This window comes from Paenibacillus alkalitolerans, assembly GCF_016482785.1.
GTDB lineage: Bacteria > Bacillota > Bacilli > Paenibacillales > YIM-B00363 > Paenibacillus_AE > Paenibacillus_AE alkalitolerans.
Genome location: NZ_JAEMXM010000001.1, coordinates 224,872 through 241,057, shown reverse-complemented (window position 1 = coordinate 241,057; position 16,186 = coordinate 224,872). Strand labels below are relative to the sequence as shown.

Annotated in this window: 18 protein-coding genes; 4 read left to right on the top strand and 14 right to left on the bottom strand. The window is 48.3% G+C overall.

Going from position 1 to position 16,186, the window contains the following annotated elements:
* Window positions 1–114: 114 nt before the first annotated feature.
* Complete coding sequence (locus tag JET16_RS01095) at window positions 115–1,230, bottom strand: M20 metallopeptidase family protein (RefSeq protein ID WP_199613757.1); 1,116 nt, start codon at window positions 1,228–1,230, stop codon at window positions 115–117.
* Window positions 1,231–1,574: 344 nt separating this feature from the next.
* Here JET16_RS01095 and JET16_RS01090 point away from each other — a divergent pair, with 344 nt between their 5' ends.
* Complete coding sequence (locus JET16_RS01090) at window positions 1,575–1,973, top strand: hypothetical protein (RefSeq protein ID WP_199613756.1); 399 nt, start codon at window positions 1,575–1,577, stop codon at window positions 1,971–1,973.
* Between the two features lie 126 nt (window positions 1,974–2,099).
* Here JET16_RS01090 and JET16_RS01085 read toward each other — a convergent pair whose 3' ends face one another.
* From JET16_RS01085 to JET16_RS01075, 3 genes are read right to left on the bottom strand one after another with little or no spacing between them, the layout of a single operon-like run.
* A complete protein-coding gene (locus JET16_RS01085; RefSeq protein ID WP_199613755.1) occupies window positions 2,100–2,507 on the bottom strand; it encodes a VOC family protein in 408 nt (135 codons plus the stop codon).
* Window positions 2,508–2,532: 25 nt separating this feature from the next.
* Window positions 2,533–2,841, bottom strand: coding sequence for a hypothetical protein (locus JET16_RS01080; RefSeq protein WP_199613753.1), 309 nt, complete (start codon window positions 2,839–2,841; stop codon window positions 2,533–2,535).
* A gap of 29 nt (window positions 2,842–2,870) precedes the next feature.
* Window positions 2,871–3,467, bottom strand: a complete 597-nt coding sequence (locus JET16_RS01075; RefSeq protein ID WP_199613752.1) for a pentapeptide repeat-containing protein — start codon at window positions 3,465–3,467, stop codon at window positions 2,871–2,873.
* Window positions 3,468–3,872: 405 nt separating this feature from the next.
* Here JET16_RS01075 and JET16_RS01070 point away from each other — a divergent pair, with 405 nt between their 5' ends.
* Together JET16_RS01070 and JET16_RS31010 are read left to right on the top strand one after the other, a co-directional pair.
* On the top strand, window positions 3,873–4,460 hold the full coding sequence (locus tag JET16_RS01070; RefSeq protein WP_407673064.1) for an oxidoreductase: 588 nt from the start codon (window positions 3,873–3,875) through the stop codon (window positions 4,458–4,460).
* Window positions 4,435–4,668, top strand: coding sequence for a hypothetical protein (locus tag JET16_RS31010; protein WP_407673063.1), 234 nt, complete (start codon window positions 4,435–4,437; stop codon window positions 4,666–4,668). Before JET16_RS01070 ends, JET16_RS31010 begins: the two co-directional genes overlap by 26 nt.
* 128 nt (window positions 4,669–4,796) lie before the next feature.
* On the opposite strand, the gene JET16_RS01065 is transcribed toward JET16_RS31010, so the two are convergent.
* Window positions 4,797–5,447: an SGNH/GDSL hydrolase family protein gene (locus JET16_RS01065; protein WP_199613750.1), complete on the bottom strand. Its 651-nt coding sequence runs from the start codon at window positions 5,445–5,447 to the stop codon at window positions 4,797–4,799.
* A 264-nt stretch (window positions 5,448–5,711) separates the two neighbouring features.
* A complete protein-coding gene (locus JET16_RS01060) occupies window positions 5,712–6,932 on the bottom strand; it encodes a metallophosphoesterase (protein WP_199613748.1) in 1,221 nt (406 codons plus the stop codon).
* A 324-nt stretch (window positions 6,933–7,256) separates the two neighbouring features.
* Between JET16_RS01060 and JET16_RS01055 the strand changes: the two genes are divergently transcribed.
* Complete coding sequence (locus JET16_RS01055) at window positions 7,257–8,327, top strand: SDR family oxidoreductase (protein ID WP_199613747.1); 1,071 nt, start codon at window positions 7,257–7,259, stop codon at window positions 8,325–8,327.
* Window positions 8,328–8,382: 55 nt separating this feature from the next.
* Here the strand turns inward: JET16_RS01055 and JET16_RS01050 are convergent, their stop codons facing one another.
* The 8 genes from JET16_RS01050 to nikA form a co-directional block, all read right to left on the bottom strand.
* Window positions 8,383–8,754 (bottom strand): winged helix-turn-helix transcriptional regulator, encoded by a 372-nt coding sequence (locus tag JET16_RS01050; protein ID WP_199613745.1) that lies wholly within the window; start codon window positions 8,752–8,754, stop codon window positions 8,383–8,385.
* Between the two features lie 36 nt (window positions 8,755–8,790).
* Window positions 8,791–9,168, bottom strand: a complete 378-nt coding sequence (gene mscL / locus JET16_RS01045; protein WP_199613743.1) for a large conductance mechanosensitive channel protein MscL — start codon at window positions 9,166–9,168, stop codon at window positions 8,791–8,793.
* Window positions 9,169–9,398: 230 nt separating this feature from the next.
* Window positions 9,399–10,877, bottom strand: coding sequence for a protein adenylyltransferase SelO (locus tag JET16_RS01040; protein ID WP_199614242.1), 1,479 nt, complete (start codon window positions 10,875–10,877; stop codon window positions 9,399–9,401).
* Between the two features lie 153 nt (window positions 10,878–11,030).
* Complete coding sequence (nikE, locus tag JET16_RS01035; protein ID WP_199613741.1) at window positions 11,031–11,843, bottom strand: nickel import ATP-binding protein NikE; 813 nt, start codon at window positions 11,841–11,843, stop codon at window positions 11,031–11,033.
* A gap of 59 nt (window positions 11,844–11,902) precedes the next feature.
* Complete coding sequence (locus JET16_RS01030) at window positions 11,903–12,688, bottom strand: ABC transporter ATP-binding protein (RefSeq protein WP_199614241.1); 786 nt, start codon at window positions 12,686–12,688, stop codon at window positions 11,903–11,905.
* 54 nt (window positions 12,689–12,742) lie between these two features.
* Window positions 12,743–13,585, bottom strand: coding sequence for a nickel ABC transporter permease subunit NikC (nikC, locus tag JET16_RS01025; RefSeq protein ID WP_233530919.1), 843 nt, complete (start codon window positions 13,583–13,585; stop codon window positions 12,743–12,745).
* Window positions 13,582–14,526, bottom strand: a complete 945-nt coding sequence (gene nikB / locus JET16_RS01020) for a nickel ABC transporter permease subunit NikB (protein WP_199613737.1) — start codon at window positions 14,524–14,526, stop codon at window positions 13,582–13,584. Before nikB ends, nikC begins: the two co-directional genes overlap by 4 nt.
* Window positions 14,527–14,544: 18 nt before the next feature.
* Window positions 14,545–16,161, bottom strand: coding sequence for a nickel ABC transporter substrate-binding protein (gene nikA, locus JET16_RS01015; RefSeq protein ID WP_199613735.1), 1,617 nt, complete (start codon window positions 16,159–16,161; stop codon window positions 14,545–14,547).
* Window positions 16,162–16,186 lie beyond the last annotated feature (25 nt).

Sequence of the window (16,186 nt, the reverse complement as noted above, 5' to 3'; positions counted from 1 at the left end):
TCATGATAGCAAAAATAATTGACAACGCTATTGGAATACGTATCTTCATTTTAAATAATGGCATCTTCTCATCCCCAACCGTACTATTTAACCTGATTCATCAGCAGGCTAATATTACAGTTCAGCTAGCCCTTTAAAAAGTTCGACCGCGGTTTCGATGATATCGTCCCGGAAGTCATACTCATAGGTATGGACGTGAGGATAATTTTCGCCGTTTCCGATGAAGCACATCGCACCCTTGGTTAGCTTCAAATAATGGCCGAAATCTTCGGATCCGCGGAATGCTTTCGGCATTTCGACGACCTGGATCCCCTTAGCCCTGCAAACCTGGCGTATCTTATCCGAGCTTTCCTTCCAGTTTACCGTCTCCGGAAAAATATCATTGTAGGAGAAAGTTACCTTGAGGTCATACTTGTCTGCTTGCGCTTGAGCGAGAGCTTCGAGATTTTTCTGAAGCTTCTCCAATTCTTCTTCGTAAAATGCACGGATCGTCAGAAGCAAATCACCTTTGCTTGCAGATAAGCCGAAGGCTCTCTCCCCTATATCTACCTGAACAATAGTGCATAGCACCATACCTTTGTTGTTCTCCGGAGAGATCAATTCGGGAATAGCATCAATAATTTTGGCAATGGCAAAAGAAGGATTAACCCCTTCCTCCGGTTGGCTGGCATGGGCTGGAGAGCCCTGCATATGAATTGTCATACCCTTGGAAGCACAATGGGCTGTTCCGTCAATGACGTTCACCGATTGGAAAGCCATACCGCTCATGTTATGGTACGCGAATATTTCTTCAATGTTATGCTCTTTGATAATTGAAGCACACTGGGCTGCGCCATCTCCAGTTTCTTCGGCATGCTGGAAGAGGAAGAAGATATTTTTATCGGCGCCCTTCTGGTCAATCTCCAACGCAAACCCGGCCAGGCTGGCTGAGTGACCGTCATGCCCGCATTTGTGGGAGACTCCGGGGATCCTGGAAGCATGCGGGATGCCAATCGTCTCTTCCATAGGGAGCGCGTCGAAATCCGCACGGAACGCTATGCTCTTCTTGCCTTCTCCCGCCCGGTAAATGGCATAGAACCAGAGGCCTTTGTCTACGATCCTCAGCTTCGTATTCACTTTTAGAAAATCCATCAAACGCTGTTTGGTCCAGACCTCCCGATTCGAGAGTTCCGGATGCTGGTGTAATTCATGACGCAGCTGTATGACTAATTCCAGGTTCTTACGTTCCAACGTAATCATCTCCTAATGCACTGCGCTCGCTTCCGCTTTGGCAATTACCTCCGCCGGGAACGGGCATGACCGTATAATGCGCTCACCCTCCATTGGGTTTCCATTGAAATATAAATAGAATATTGTTTATTTTACCACATAAAGAAGATTCAGAATCTTATTATACTCATAAGATCCCCTGCCCTTCTTAAGCGGAAGGAAGAGTCCCCAAATGGCTCGCACTCATAATTTCTGTGACTCGTGAAATGATCATAAATTTTTAATCGTTTCTTAATCTGAATTTCATGTTTCTCGTGTATGATGACGTTATCGCTGCAACCGACGACGAAGAAAGGATGGACCAGATGATACATGCCAAAAGGATGCTCATGCTCGGTACATTGGCCGTAGCGGTTGCGCTGGGGTCTCAAGTTACGGAGAGGGAAACCGTGAAGGCCGATCCGTCTTCGAAGACGATGAACCGTGACGCCGAAGCGGAAGAATTTCTCCGCGTGCTGGGGGCATCTACGGAGGAGGAAGTCAAGGATGCATTATACGCAGGGGCAACGTTGGCAGAGATCGCCAGAAGCAACGATCGCGATCCGCAAGACGTCGTACGCCTGCAGGTGCGCGGCTTGAGCCAGCAGCTGGAGCTTCGACTCGAGCGCGGGAACATTTCGCCGGAGACGTTCGCTTTGCAGATGGAAGAGATCGAAGAAATCGTCAAACATAGCGTCTATGGTAAGCAATCTGCGAATGCTTGATCGCCGCAATAATAATCAAATAGCCCGCACCTTGACACCAAGATGAGGGCTATTTGAAGATTACCTCAATTAAGCAAATATATTATGTAAGTGTCAATCATATGGTATATGTCAACTGATTACTCTTCATTCCTCGGCCTTGGGCAGGGCCTGTGCGATTTCCCATATATGGCCGCCGGGATCGGTAAAACTGGCGGTGCGTATTCCCCACGGTCGGTTCATGGGGCCGTTGAGTAGCGTAACCCCGTGCTTGTTAAGCTCTTCACAAACAGTATCAACATTATCCACAGTGATGGTTAACTGAAAGCGCGATCCTCCCTCGCGACCGGCGACAGCCGCAGGCTCGATTAGCTCGAATGCTTCAGAAATTTTGAGCAGATTAACACTTATGTTTCCAAAATCGAATACCGCAGAACTCTCGTCTTCAAATACGGCCGACAAGCCAAAAACTTCCTGATAGAACAACTTCGTGCGTTGCAAATCCTCTACGAACAGGGTAATAAATTCGACGCTCTTCATCCACCAAGCACCCATTGCCGCACCTTCTTCTATGAAAATATTACCCTTCCAGCACATCCGCTCCCAATTCACCCGCAACCTCAATCATCTTGGGAATCACTGCTTTATCGGTGCCCGAAACGTAAATATCTCCCTGATAATGCCGGAACGGGATCTTTTTATTTCCACAGCTCCACATGAAAAAATCTCCCTCAATCGACATGCTGGTAGATCCTTTCACCGTAAAAACTGATGTATAGGAAAAATCAGGTTTGGACGCAAAATACCGTTTGCACTCTTCCAAAGTTATTGTTTGTTCGGAATTGCCGTTTTCTTGAAGTGTTCTTGTAATTCGATAGCGTTGACTCATTGATAAGCCTCCATTATCGTTTATTTTCTTTAATCAACTAGGTTAATGTCTAAACAATACAGTAATGACATTGCTTCAGGCAACATAAAACGAGCATTTTTCGTTTTGTTTGTCGTAACGGATATTGAGTAATTAGTTGCATGGCAAAAATCCGCATTTGTTAAGTTAGTATTCATGAATATGCTGCCGGTCAAATCTGTATATTGAAAGTCGGCATTAGTTAGGTCCGATTCTCTGAAATCCACGTCTCTTGACACGCTATTTCGTACGAGAATGCCCTTTAGATTCAAACCGATGAAGGTTGAGTGGCTCAAATTGCATTCATCGAATTGAAGTGTACATCCGCTCGCCATCTTTTTCCATTTAGATTCCGACCAATTCACACCCATTATTTTCGATTTATTAAAAGTAACATTTGAAAAAGAACAATCTTTGACTCCGATAACACTCAAAATACACTTCTTGAATTCGCAGTCGTTAAATTTGCATGACTTAAACGCGGTTTCACTAAAATCACAATTTTCAAAAATACAATTATAAAATATGATCGACTCCAGTTGCTGTGCACTAAATTCAACATCTTTAATAATTTCTCCGTCATATTCAGTTTCGGTAAATTGAATCAAAGTTCATTCCCCCACTTTCTTTAAGTGACTTCTTCGGGTATTTGTATCGATAAGAATATATGTTCTATTTTAATGTAAAAATTATCATTCGTCTATTTCATTCCGAAAACGGGAAAGCGATCGTTATTACGTGTTAAAGTGGAGACTTACCCATATCAACTTTAAAAAAGTAAGTGAATCCAAACAATCGGATTAGATCCGAATGATTTGCGTTCTTACGCAATCTTTCGCAAAAAACTATAATCGGTCTAATAACTCCTCCTTATCGCTGAAGTAATACTTCAGTTCATTAGGAGTGGAGTAATCCAAATTGTAAGGAGCCGTTCCCATGAAACAAGCTTATCGACCGACTTCGAACCCTTTACCTTCCAACGTAGCGGCATTAAACTGAAAAGCCGAATCATTATGGCGGCTATGACACATATGAGCTCGAATGCGGACGGCTCTATTTCCGAAGAAGAAATTCGCTACTATAGCCGCCGTGCCAAAGGTGTAAGCATGGTTATTACCGCTGCCACTTATGTATCTCCTGAAGGCGGATTAATCGGAGGGCCTGGTGCGGACAGCGATGAACTCATTCCCGGATTAAGTAAGCTTGCCGCGGCTATTCAGACAGAAGGGGCGTTGGCAGTGCTGCAAATCTTCCATGCCGGCAGGCAAAGTTCAAAAACCGGAGATTTCGTCAGTGCCGGTAATATTCCGGAGAACAGAGCTGGTGCGGCGATCCCTCGCGAGCTGACCGGGCCGGAAATATACGGTCTTATCCACTCGTATGCAGAAGCAGCCAGACGAGCCGTCGAAGCCGGCTTTGACGGCGTTGAGATCCATGGAGGAAACGGGAATCTTCTTCAACAGTTCTTTTCCCCTTACACCAACAGGCGCAGCGACGCCTTCGGCGGCAGCCTTGAGAAACGAATGACACTCGCTTTATCTATTACTAGAGAAGTTCAACGGGTGATCCGCGATCATGCATACACCCGAGGATGCACTTGAAGCCCTGCAATCCGGCATTCCAATCATCGCAATCGGACGTCAGTTGATCATGGAGCCGGAATGGAGCGAACTTATCTTGCAGGGGCGTGAGGAGAAGATCAGGACGACGCTCTCCATGAATGATCAGCAGGCATTAAATATTCCCGATCCGATGTGGAGCCTCATGATGAGTATTCCTGGCTGGTTCCCGATTGATACCAGGGTATAAACCGTTGTGAAAGCGGCAGGTTTCGGGACTTTCATGCAGCACAAACGAAACAGCGGCAAGACTAGGACGTAAGAATAAGTCTTAGACTGCCGCTGTTTTTTGATATTTGACAGTTCGCCAATAAAGGTTTAACGAATAGCGAACCGGCTCTCTTGTACGACCGATAGCCATTGCCGTGCAATGAGATAATGCCCCGCTGCCGTCGGATGGACGCCATCCCAAAGCCAGTACGCCGCATCGGCTCTCCCGCATGCTTCATCAAGCGCTGCTTGCAGCGGAACGAATACGGCTTCAAATTCTTCAGCAAGTTTTCGGACGGTTTCCTGATATTTGCCGATCCGTTTCTGCCACTCATCCCACTTTCCTGCAGTTGCACCTGTTCGGAGGATGAACGGTTCGCACAATATAAGGCCTACAGATGGAAGAACTTCTTTCGTTTCCTCCAGCAAGTGACGGTAAGCGCGCTCGAACCGGTCCGTCGCACCTGTCGGTTCGCCGTTGACGATCCGCCATGCATCATTAACCCCGATCAGAATACTGATCAAATCGGGTTGAAGACTGAAAGCATCCTCATTCCAGCGCGCATACAGATCCGACACCCGGTTGCCGCTGACGCCCCGGTTGAAAAACACCGGCCTTGTTTCCGCCAGCTCATTGCCCAATTTGCTTGCAATAATATAGGGATAACCATGCCCCAATACATGATTCAGATCGTCATTGCGCGATCTGGCCCCATCCGTAATGGAATCGCCTTGAAACAAGATCCTCGTGAACTTCATCTTATAACTCCTTTCGAATTGGACAATATTCAGAATCGTACCAGTTCAAGAAAGTGGCGGCAATGGCTGAACCCGCTTCACCATTACTTTTCGGTCGGCCATTTCCTCTTTAGTTTCACGGGTGTTAATCGATTCTCAGTTGTGCTATCGCCAAGTTGACCGTCGTTATATAAGTCTCCCCTGAACCTAAAAACAAGACAGGACTGCCACTCGGCAGCCCCTTCGGAGTTGAACTATCGTTTAGTAGCAACAATTATACGACGCTTACTGCTGCACTATCTTCTCCTGCTTCTTGTTTTCCGGGATCGGAGCGGGCTCCGTGCTTTGGTCGTTCGCGGTAAGATCGATGCCGTAATCCTTGGCAAACACCATATGGGTCTCGACAAGAACGTTCTCAGCGTGTTCGTCGAGATGGAATACCCGGGCGCCGCGCAGCCGGTTCCGATCCTCGCCGGGCAAACCGTAAGCGCCGAAACCCGCGCTTCCGGCATAGCCGAGCAGCACGCCGTAGTAGTTGCCGTGGTACGTATTGACGTGATCATGACCGCAGAAAACGCCCTTAACATCGCCTCGAGCCAGAATCGCCGAAAACATGCCGCTATTGATCGGACCCGGGCACTCTTCTTCGTTCCGTTCTCCAACAATCTGGTGTTTCACGACGGCCCTTGCATGGTCGGCCTCGGACCTTCCGTCGACGCTGGCGAACCACATGAATCGGTACTCCCAGAGCGGGATATGAATGAACATGAGCGACGGCACTTTATAACCCAGTTGCTCCTCCAGCTTTTTGGAGGTTTCGTAATACCACGCCACTTGATCGAACCGCAGCCAATCCCAGGTCGGATATCCTTCGAAGTCTTGACCGGCGATCGTCTGTGGCGCATACCTTCCGCTGTCCAGCAGCCAGAGGTTGAAGGACGGCTTCGCCCCTTGGGAGGAGCGGATTAACAGGTGGGTATTCCCCGTCCCGGTAATTCCCCGTTCTCCGGGCTGGTTCACATTATGCTTGTACGCCATATAAAATCGCAGCATCTCCTCTTCGTAGAGACCGGCGTTGGGAGTCGAGTCTTCGTCGTGATTCCCGAAGGTTACGGCCCACTTGATTCCTCGCTGCTCCATTGGCTGGGCAACGTTGTTCATCGCCTGCTTCATCTCTGTCGCCGTATCGCAGCCCCCGGTAATATTGTCGCCATTAAGGACGACGAAATCCGGCTTTTCGGCGTCGAGCACCTTTTCCATCAGTTCCACGGTTCGCCGATCGATAAGTTCGTCGTCCTGAGTATCGTTGAACTGGACGATTTTAAACTTTCCGTCCGGGTTGAATTGCAGCTTCACGTTGTCGTTGGTTGCTGCCTGCACCTTCCCTCCGCCAAATAATTCGACGGGAACACCCGTCGAGCCGAGCGTGAGCGCCAGCGCACCCGCCCCTCCGACTTTAATAAAATCCCTCCTGCTCATGCTTTTACTTGCTTCATCATGGCTCATCGAACAAATACCTCCTACATTTATTGGATAAGTACACCACCAATCTATCGAAGTAATCTAAGAAGAATATTAGCTCGTTCTAAAGATTATGTTAATCTTTCCGACAACTCTCTAGAAGGTAGCAGCTAATTCGCGAGCCCTTTTTAAACCTTCCTCTTTTATTAACTTCGCCCTGTCACGGTATTGATCATGAAAACCTATTAAAATTGAAAGGATTACGCTAAGTTACTTTCAAGTGCGTATATGACTTGAAAGTGCGTACTATACATCTCCCTTCTTCTATTCCACAATATTCATCAGTTGAAGGTGAGGAGGAGAAACCTAATGAAATCAGATCAAATTGAAACAATGAAGACCGCATTAGTCGTTGGAGCCAATGGAGTAATCGGACGGAATCTCATTAATTATCTGCTTACACTTTCCGATTGGAACGTCATTGGAGTATCCCGACGCTGCGGAGATGACACCGGTCGTTTGCGGTATGTACCGGTGAATTTGCTTAACGAAGATGAAACCCGAGAGAAGCTGGGCACATTAACCGAGGTCACCCATATCTTCTACGCGGCATATCAAGACCGCCCTACTTGGGCCGAGCTCGTTCAACCTAATCTATCCATGCTTGTGAATGTGGTCAACGCGGTAGAAGCGGTCGCCCCGAACCTGCAGCATATCAGTCTTATGCAAGGGTACAAGGTGTACGGCGCTCATCTCGGTCCATTCAAGACACCCGCAAAGGAAACTGACGCCTACCATATGCCGCCCGAGTTCAACGTCGATCAACAACTTTTCCTCGAACAGCGGCAACCGGGAAGCACCTGGACTTGGTCCGCCCTTCGACCGTCGGTTGTTTGCGGATTTGCACTCGGCAATCCAATGAACCTGGCGATGGTCATAGCGATTTATGCTTCCATGTCGAAGGAACTGGGCTTGCCGCTCCGTTTTCCCGGGAAGCCGGGGGCTTATCATAGCCTGCTGGAAATGACCGATGCCGGGTTGTTGGCTCGTGCGACGGTCTGGGCGGCGACCGATGCAGGATGCGCGAATCAGGCGTTTAACATCACAAATGGCGACCTTTTCCGATGGAACGAGCTTTGGCCCAAGATCGCGGCGTTTTTCGAACTCGAAACAGCCCCGCCGTTACCAATGTCATTGGAGGTGGTTATGGCCGATAAGGAGCCGCTTTGGAAATCCATGGTTGAGAAGTACGGATTGGAGAATAACGGCTATAAAGACGTTTCCTCCTGGCGTTTCGGGGATTTCGTGTTTGCTTGGGATTACGACTTTTTTGCCGACAGCTCAAAAGCGCGCCGCTTCGGCTTCCATGACTTCGTCGATACAGAGAAGATGTTTATGGACATCTTTGAAGACTTCCGCCAGCGCAAAGTAATTCCTTAATCCAATTAATATTCGCACGGTACCGGTTCCTCATGATCAGGGACCGGTATAACTCTTAATTGCCGGAATGCGGCGGTTTGAAAAGAACCCTGCCTCTATCCCCATAAACTCTTTCAATATGCATGTCGCCCCATCTGCACATGAGATGAAGGATATCTTTAAGTCGCCAACCGTAGTCGGTCAACTCGTATTCGACCTTCGGCGGTACCTGGTTATAAGAAATCCGGGCTACGATTCCATCCTTCACAAGTTCCCCTAGCTGCTGGGTCAGCACTTTTTGCGTTACGTCAGGCAATAGGCGCATTAGCTCGCCATTACGCTTCTTACCGAATGTGAGGTGGAATAGTATGACGGGCTTCCACTTGCCTCCGATGACTTCAAGAAATGCTTCAACCGCTGTATTGTAGGTTTTATTCGGTTCCTGCATGATCTTGGATCACCCTCTCCAACCGTTTTCCTCGGATTAATTTTTTTGTTTTAACAAATCCCGTATTTCGGTAAGCAAGATTTCTTCTTTGCTCGGCGGTGGCGGTACGTCGGGATTCGCTTCTTCTTTTCGTTTATATTTGTTGATGACTTTTATAGACAAGAAGATGGAGAATGAAACTATAAAGAAATCAAGCACTGTCTGGAAAAACGATCCATATTTTAATATAGTTTCTCCTGACTTGATATGAAGATCACTCAGATTGATGCCGCCGACAAGCAGACCGATAATGGGCATCAGCAGATCATTGACTAGAGAAGTGACGATTTTTCCAAATGCGGCACCGATGATCACACCAATGGCAAGGTCCACTACATTGCCTTTAAGTGCAAAAGCTTTGAATTCTTTCCACATGGATACAGGCTCCTTCGAATAATATTTGCCGATAATTTATCATAGCGCCATACTGGTAAATGAACAAGGCTGCCATGAGGCAGCCATTGCAATGTTCTCTGTCGAAACGGACTACCGCTGGAACCCGGAAGCTGTAAGATGGCGCTATTTTGTCTAACTGAGCGTAACAGAAAAAGGGCTAAATAGTATGCCCTTTTCCAAAAACAACTTATTTATAAAGTTTTTCTATTTCAGGTACCGCAAAAGGTTCGGTAAGGACGGTTTGATGGTGCAGCCGGCGTGCAGTAATCGGCCTGTTCGGGGGAGTGCGCGTAGGGTCGCGATAGAACATCAAGAAGCCTTTCCATGACGCTGTAGTCTCCTCGTTCCACCGCAGCTTCCAACGCTTCCTCTACCCGGTGGTTGCGAGGGATTAAAGCGGGATTTCTGCTTCGCATCAACTGCTGCGAGGAGTCTTTTGGTTCCTGCTGTCTGCTTAATCTCTCCTTCCACTGCTCATGCCACTGAGCAAACTCCGCGGTGCCGAACAGAGCCATATCCTCCGGCTTTTCATCAAAAGTTAATGCGCGGAACGTGTTGGTGTAGTCCGCACGATACTTTTGCATCATACTAAGGAGGCCTTCAATAAGGGATTCATCTTCCGGTTCTTCGTTAAAGATTCCGAGTTTTGCCCGCATTCCCGTAAGCCAATTCCGGTGAAACGACTCGGCAAAGTTAGAAATCTCATCTTCGGCCAGTTTCACAGCTTGCTCCTCGTCTTCATGCAGCAGCGGCAATAGCGTTTCAGCAAACCTCGCGAGGTTCCACGCGGCAATATGCGGCTGATTGCCATAGGCATAACGGCCATGAATGTCAATGGAACTGAATACCGTTGCCGGATCATAGGCATCCATGAAGGCGCAAGGACCATAATCGATGGTTTCACCGCTAATGGCCATGTTGTCGGTGTTCATCACCCCGTGAATAAAGCCGACGAGCTGCCATTTGGCAATGAGCACGGCTTGGCGTTTGATCACTTCCTGAAGCAGACTAAGATAGCGGTTTTCATCGGCGTCAACTTCCGGGTAGTGTCTTTGCAATGTGTAATCCGCCAGCACCCGAAGATCATCAACAGTGCCCCATCTCGAAACATATTGAAAGGTGCCGACGCGGAGATGACTTGCAGCCACTCGGGTGAGAATTGCACCAGGCAGCTCGGTTTCGCGGATGACCGGTTCACCGGTTGTCACTACCGCTAAGCTGCGAGTGGTGGCGATACCAAGCGCATGCATTGCTTCGCTGATAATGTATTCTCGCAGCATCGGTCCAAGAGCCGCCCGACCGTCGCCTCCGCGGGAGTATGGCGTCCTGCCTGAGCCCTTAAGCTGAATATCGACCCGTTCTCCCTGCGGAGTGATCTGTTCGCCAATCAGCAGAGCCCGGCCGTCCCCTAACATGGTAAAGTGCCCGAATTGATGGCCTGCATAAGCTTGAGCAAGAGGCAAAGCTCCCTCGGGAATCCGGTTTCCGGCAAACACCGCTACGCTATCGTTGCATTCCAACGCTTGAGCGTTCAACCCAAGGGATGCCGCCAACGAATTATTAAGAATGATCAACTTCGGTGAGCGTACAGGGGTTGGATTAAGCCTTGTAAAAAATATTTCCGGCAGACGGGCATAACTGTTATCGAAGTTCCATCCTGTATCTATAATTGCTTTTTGCTCTGTCATCGTATCTCCTTTTTTGTACATTAGTTTATTCCTCTCCATATGCATGACAGCCACAGTTAATGTTTGCTTCTTCCAATATATGTATACACTCACCTCAAATAATTGTTTCATACTTATAATTTTCAGTCAATTCATGCGCGGGAGTTCACCGGCTCATTCTAATCCCGAGAAATTTCGATCCCGCGGATGCTCTGCCAGCATCGAGCCGAGCAATTTCATTACACTGGGATGGTTGAGTTTGAGAAGCTCCGCTTTATCCGTACAACGCGCGATAACTTCCCCTTGTTCCATAACGGCAATAGCGTCAGAAATCGCGTAAGCGGCTTTAATGTCATGCGTAATAAAGAGATAAGAAAGGCCATACGATGACTTTAACTCGCTAAGCAGCTTCAAAATGTGCGATTGGGTCACCATATCAAGACTGCTTACAGCCTCGTCCAAAACGATTAGCTTCGGCTTTAACGCAATCGCTCTTGCAATATTGATTCTTTGCAGCTGTCCTCCGCTAAATTGATGCGGCTGCTTGCGCATATCCTCCGGTTCAAGTCCGACTCTTTCAAGCAGCTCTCCGATCGTTCGTTTTAGTTCCATAGGAGTCAGCTTCTCGAAGTTTTGCAACGGCTCCGCTATAATTTGCTCCGCCGTCATCCGCGGGTTGACCGAAGAATAACAATCCTGAAATACGACTTGAAGATCGCGGCGCAGCTGTTTGCGGGCGGACGGGTCCGCATTATACAAGTCGACGCCTTGAAATATCACATTACCCCTCTGCGGTTTCTCAAGGCCTAAAATTACTTTGCCCAGCGTGCTTTTTCCTGCTCCGCTCGTTCCGAGAAGACCCAAACACTGGCCTTGTTCAATCGAAATGGAAATACCGGAAAGCACCTTGACCTTCCGAGTATATCGCCGAAAAAAACCGGTTGAGGCAAAGCTATGTGTAATGTCTTTTACCTCCAGCAAACTCATGCGACCATCCCCTTTTCTCGGCCTCGTGAACATAGCCCGTCTCTGTCTGCCGTGCGCATTCATGACATGACAAGCTCCTCGATCCGCTCATTCATCTGCAATGTAGGACGAGCTTCCATCAGCTGTTTTGTGTAAGGATGCTTCGGATGATCGAACAGCTCGTAAACATCAGCTTTCTCCACTATTTCTCCCCGCTGCATAACGGCGACCTCGTCTGCCATTTCCGCAATGACGCCCAAGTCGTGCGAGATTAGCAGTATTGCTGTCCCATATTCCGTACGGATGCGCTCCAGAAGGCACAGCACCTGCAACTGGTTTGCCGTATCGAGCGCTGTCGTCGGTTCATCCGCTATAATCAGCGATGGCCGCAAACACATCGCTAGTGCAATCATCGCCCGCTGCAGCATGCCGCCGCTTAGCTCAAAGGGATATTTCCGCATGAGCATGAAGGGGTCGGGCAAATTCACATCCTGCAACGCACTTGCTGCCAATTCAAGCGATTGCTTTTTGCTGAAAGCCGTATGCGCCCGGATCGTTTCGACGAATTGATTGCCGATGGAAAAGACGGGAGAGAAGGCATTCATCGGATTTTGCATGATGAACCCCATCTCCTTTCCGCGAATACGGCGCATCTCCTCGGCTCGAAGTCCGTTCAGCTCGCGTCCGTTCAAGCGAATGCCGCCTTCAACGCACATCGTTTTCCGATCATGCAATTGCATGATCGAGAGGCAAGTCATCGTTTTGCCGCTGCCGCTTTCGCCGACAAGCCCAAGCACACGGCCCGGTCTCAGCTCAAAATCGATGCCGTGAACGAGGCTTTGCATGCCTCGCGGCGTTTCTACCATAACTCTCAAGTCGGTAACCTGCAATATGTTGCCCTGTTCTTGGTTCAAGTCGTCTCACCACTTTTCAAAACGTCGTTTGACACTGAAACGGTCCGACAACGCCTCCCCCAGCATATTAAATGAAATGACGACAAGCAGAATCATCATTCCGGGGTAGACCATTAATTCCGGATTGCTTCGAATATAGTTTTTCCCTTCATGTATCATAGCCCCCCACTCCGGGGCGGGCGGTTGAATGCCGAGTCCCAGGAAGGAAAGGGCCGAAATATCCATAATCGCCCATCCCATCTCCAAAGTTCCCATGACGGCTATCGGGGGAAGCACGTTAGGAAGCATATGGCGTACAATGATTTTCCGCTCCGAGGACCCGCTGATCTTGGCCGCCGTTATAAAATGACGCTCCTTTAAGCTAACGATCATCCCCCTAAACATCCTTGCATAATATACCCACTGCACCAGCATCATCGCAAATACGACCTGCATGAGGCCGGGCCCGAATATTCCGACCAGGCCAAGAACAAGCACGAGACTCGGAAATGCCATCACTCCGTCGCAAAACCGCATCAAAATATAATCAATGAACCCGCCTTTATACCCGGCAATAGAACCGATAACCAGACCGATTCCCAAGGAAGCGATAAAAATTAAAGAGGCAAAACCTAAAGAGTAGCGTGCTCCATATAACAGACGGGAAAGGTTGCAGCGGCCCAAATGATCGGTGCCCAATGGATAGTCAAGCGAAGCAGGCTGCAGCTTGTTCGCCAGATTAACCTGGATCGGATCATGCGGTGCAAGCCACGGAGCGAATACCGTGATGAGAAGAAGGACAAGCAGAACAGATAAGCATACCGGTACAGTTTTTGGGCTTTTAAGGCTGACTCGAGTTAACGCAATCAATGTTCGGCTCTTCCTTTCCGCGATATTCGGGGATCCAGCATCATTTGCAGCAAATCCACGATAAGGTTGCATAAGATGAAAAGACAAGCCGCAAGAAACACGTAACATTGGATAACCGGCAAATCCCGGTTAAAGATCGATTCGACAAAATATCGACCGAACCCCGGCCAAGAGAAGACCTGCTCCACAATGATGGTCCCGGCCAGAAGCTTCCCCATGTTCATGCCAAGACCCGTAATCATCGGCGAAATCGCAATGCGGAGTACATGCTTGCTCATAATAAGCCGCTCCCGCAAGCCTCTGGCTCTTCCATAGAGCACATAGAACTCATGCAGTTGCTCGAGAACATTGCTGCGCAGCAACCGCGAATATATCGCGATAAGCCCCAAAGCGAGCGTCATTGACGGCAATATCAAGTGCGCCCATGTCCCTTTCCCTTGAACCGGCAATAAATCCAGCTTCAGAGACAAGAAGAAAATCAGCAGGTAACCAAGCCAAAACTGCGGAATCGAGGCGCCAATAAAAGCGATCATTCTTGTTAGATGATCTATAAAGCTATTCTTATATATCGCAGATAAAAAACCGAGCGGCACGCTGACGAAAACAGCCATAACAATACTGCCGAAAGCAAGCTGGAGCGTCGCCGGCATTCGCAGCACTACTTCCTGCCAAACGGGTTCCTTCGTAATATAAGATGTGCCGAAGTCAAGCCGGCACATCTTCAGAATAGATTGAACATATTGAACTATCAACGGCTGATCCAGGCCGAATTCATGCCTGACCTGTGCCAATACCTTATCTGTAGGATGAATATGGGCGACGGTTAAATAAACTTCCGCCGGATCGACCGGCGAAAGATGGATCATTGTAAATGATAGTAAGGTGGCAAAAAGAAAAATGGGGATGATGGCAAAAATCCGTTTTACTATATAGCCAGCCATGTCAAGCCTCCCCTATGATTACTTGCCGGTATCGATTCCGTTAAACGGATGGTCCTCACGGTTGGCCGGGAATGCAAATCCGGTCACATCTTTTTGATAAACCGCTGTTTTTTTAATATAAGAGAGCGGCACCAATGCCGATTGCTCTTGCAAATGTTTCAGGATTGCACTGTAAAGCTCCTTGCGTTCAGTCTCATCCGTGGAAAGAAGAGCTTCATTGATTTGCCGGTCAAGTTCTTGCTTGCCTGAGATGTTCGACAGCGCATCCGAGAAGCCGAAGCCCTTCTCCTTCACAATATGTATGAACGAGTGCGGATCGTAAGGCGCTCCGTAGTTGCTCGTGAAGTTCAAATCAAATTCATTGCCGCGCCACCGCTTGATCTGCTCGGTCAGCTCAAGCCCGGTAATTTTCAGCTTAACCCCGATTGCCGCCCATTCTGCTTGCAGCGTTTCGGCCATCGGCTTCTGAATTTGATCCGACTTCTCGTAAATTAACTCAAGCTCAAGCGGTTTTCCGTCTTTCTCACGGACCGTCTTGCCTGCAGGCAGCTTCCAGCCCGCATCATCCAAATAAGCCTTCGCTTTTTCAACGTCGTAATCTAATGGCGTGGCATCGATGTTCGTGTAAGGGAAATTTTTGGACAAAATGTTGTCCGCGTTTTCCTCCAAGCCTCCAGTAATTCCGTCGACCATCGCTTTTTTATTAAAGCCATACTGCAGCGCTTCGCGTACCTTAATGTCCGACAAAGCTTCTCTTTTCGTATTCATCGCAATGAGTCTTGTAGCGACAGGCTCAGATAGGGTAGTTTCATATTTCCCGCTAGCTTTCAGCTGTTTGAACGCATCCATGCTGATTGCGCCTTCGCCGAAGATCAAGTCCAGCTCGCCCTTCTCAAAAGCAAGAACGCGGGTCTCTCCGTCAGGAATGATTTTGATGACGATTTTATCAACCTTTGGTTTCTGACCCCAGTAATTCGGGTTGCGGGTAAATTCGGCATATTCATCCTTCTTGTAATTCGTCAGCATCCATGGTCCTGTACCGATCGCCTGCTTCACACTCTTGGACGTGTCGCCGTCATCAGGGAAGCCGGCATCTCCGAGAAAGCGCACCGGGCGTACGACAGTCAAGTCCTGCAATGCAGGGGAATACGGCTGCTTCAGCGTCATCTTAAATGTGTATTCATCAATAACCTCAGTCTTATCCAGCACATTAAAGACACCGAGCCAGCTATGATTTTCGGCGTTGATCATAATCGCGTCAAAGTTTTTCTTCACGTTGTTTGCGTTAAATATCGTTCCGTCCGAATACTTGACGTTACGGCGAAGCTTGAATGTATACTCTTTTCCATCCGGCGATATCGTCCAAGATTCGGCTAAATGCGGCTCAAGTTTCCCGCCTTCTGTATACGTAACGAGCGGTTCATAAATCATCGATTGCGCAATCAATTGAGAAGGGTTGTAAACGTGCGGATTCATGGGTCCGATGTCTCTTGGCCATGAAATCGTGATCGTTTTCTCCTTCTGAGCTGCACCTGTCCCCTCAACCGACGTTGAATTTTGTTTGGAGCAGCCTAAAAGCGATGTAGTTAGGATCAGGACGAGTATTACTAATAACTTTGTCTGGGATGCAAGCATGTGAAAAACAAACCCCTCTCAATTC

Coding starts and splice junctions, on each gene's coding strand:
- JET16_RS01090 (WP_199613756.1), top strand. CDS start 1,575: ATGATACATGCCAAAAGGATGCTCATGCTCGGTACATTGGCCGTAGCG.
- JET16_RS01085 (WP_199613755.1), bottom strand. CDS start 2,507: ATGGGTGCTTGGTGGATGAAGAGCGTCGAATTTATTACCCTGTTCGTA.
- JET16_RS01080 (WP_199613753.1), bottom strand. CDS start 2,841: ATGAGTCAACGCTATCGAATTACAAGAACACTTCAAGAAAACGGCAAT.
- JET16_RS01070 (WP_407673064.1), top strand. CDS start 3,873: ATGGCGGCTATGACACATATGAGCTCGAATGCGGACGGCTCTATTTCC.
- JET16_RS31010 (WP_407673063.1), top strand. CDS start 4,435: ATGCATACACCCGAGGATGCACTTGAAGCCCTGCAATCCGGCATTCCA.
- JET16_RS01065 (WP_199613750.1), bottom strand. CDS start 5,447: ATGAAGTTCACGAGGATCTTGTTTCAAGGCGATTCCATTACGGATGGG.
- JET16_RS01060 (WP_199613748.1), bottom strand. CDS start 6,932: ATGAGCCATGATGAAGCAAGTAAAAGCATGAGCAGGAGGGATTTTATT.
- JET16_RS01055 (WP_199613747.1), top strand. CDS start 7,257: ATGAAATCAGATCAAATTGAAACAATGAAGACCGCATTAGTCGTTGGA.
- JET16_RS01050 (WP_199613745.1), bottom strand. CDS start 8,754: ATGCAGGAACCGAATAAAACCTACAATACAGCGGTTGAAGCATTTCTT.
- mscL (WP_199613743.1), bottom strand. CDS start 9,168: ATGTGGAAAGAATTCAAAGCTTTTGCACTTAAAGGCAATGTAGTGGAC.
- JET16_RS01040 (WP_199614242.1), bottom strand. CDS start 10,877: ATGACAGAGCAAAAAGCAATTATAGATACAGGATGGAACTTCGATAAC.
- nikE (WP_199613741.1), bottom strand. CDS start 11,843: ATGAGTTTGCTGGAGGTAAAAGACATTACACATAGCTTTGCCTCAACC.
- JET16_RS01030 (WP_199614241.1), bottom strand. CDS start 12,688: ATGGTAGAAACGCCGCGAGGCATGCAAAGCCTCGTTCACGGCATCGAT.
- nikB (WP_199613737.1), bottom strand. CDS start 14,526: ATGGCTGGCTATATAGTAAAACGGATTTTTGCCATCATCCCCATTTTT.
- nikA (WP_199613735.1), bottom strand. CDS start 16,161: ATGCTTGCATCCCAGACAAAGTTATTAGTAATACTCGTCCTGATCCTA.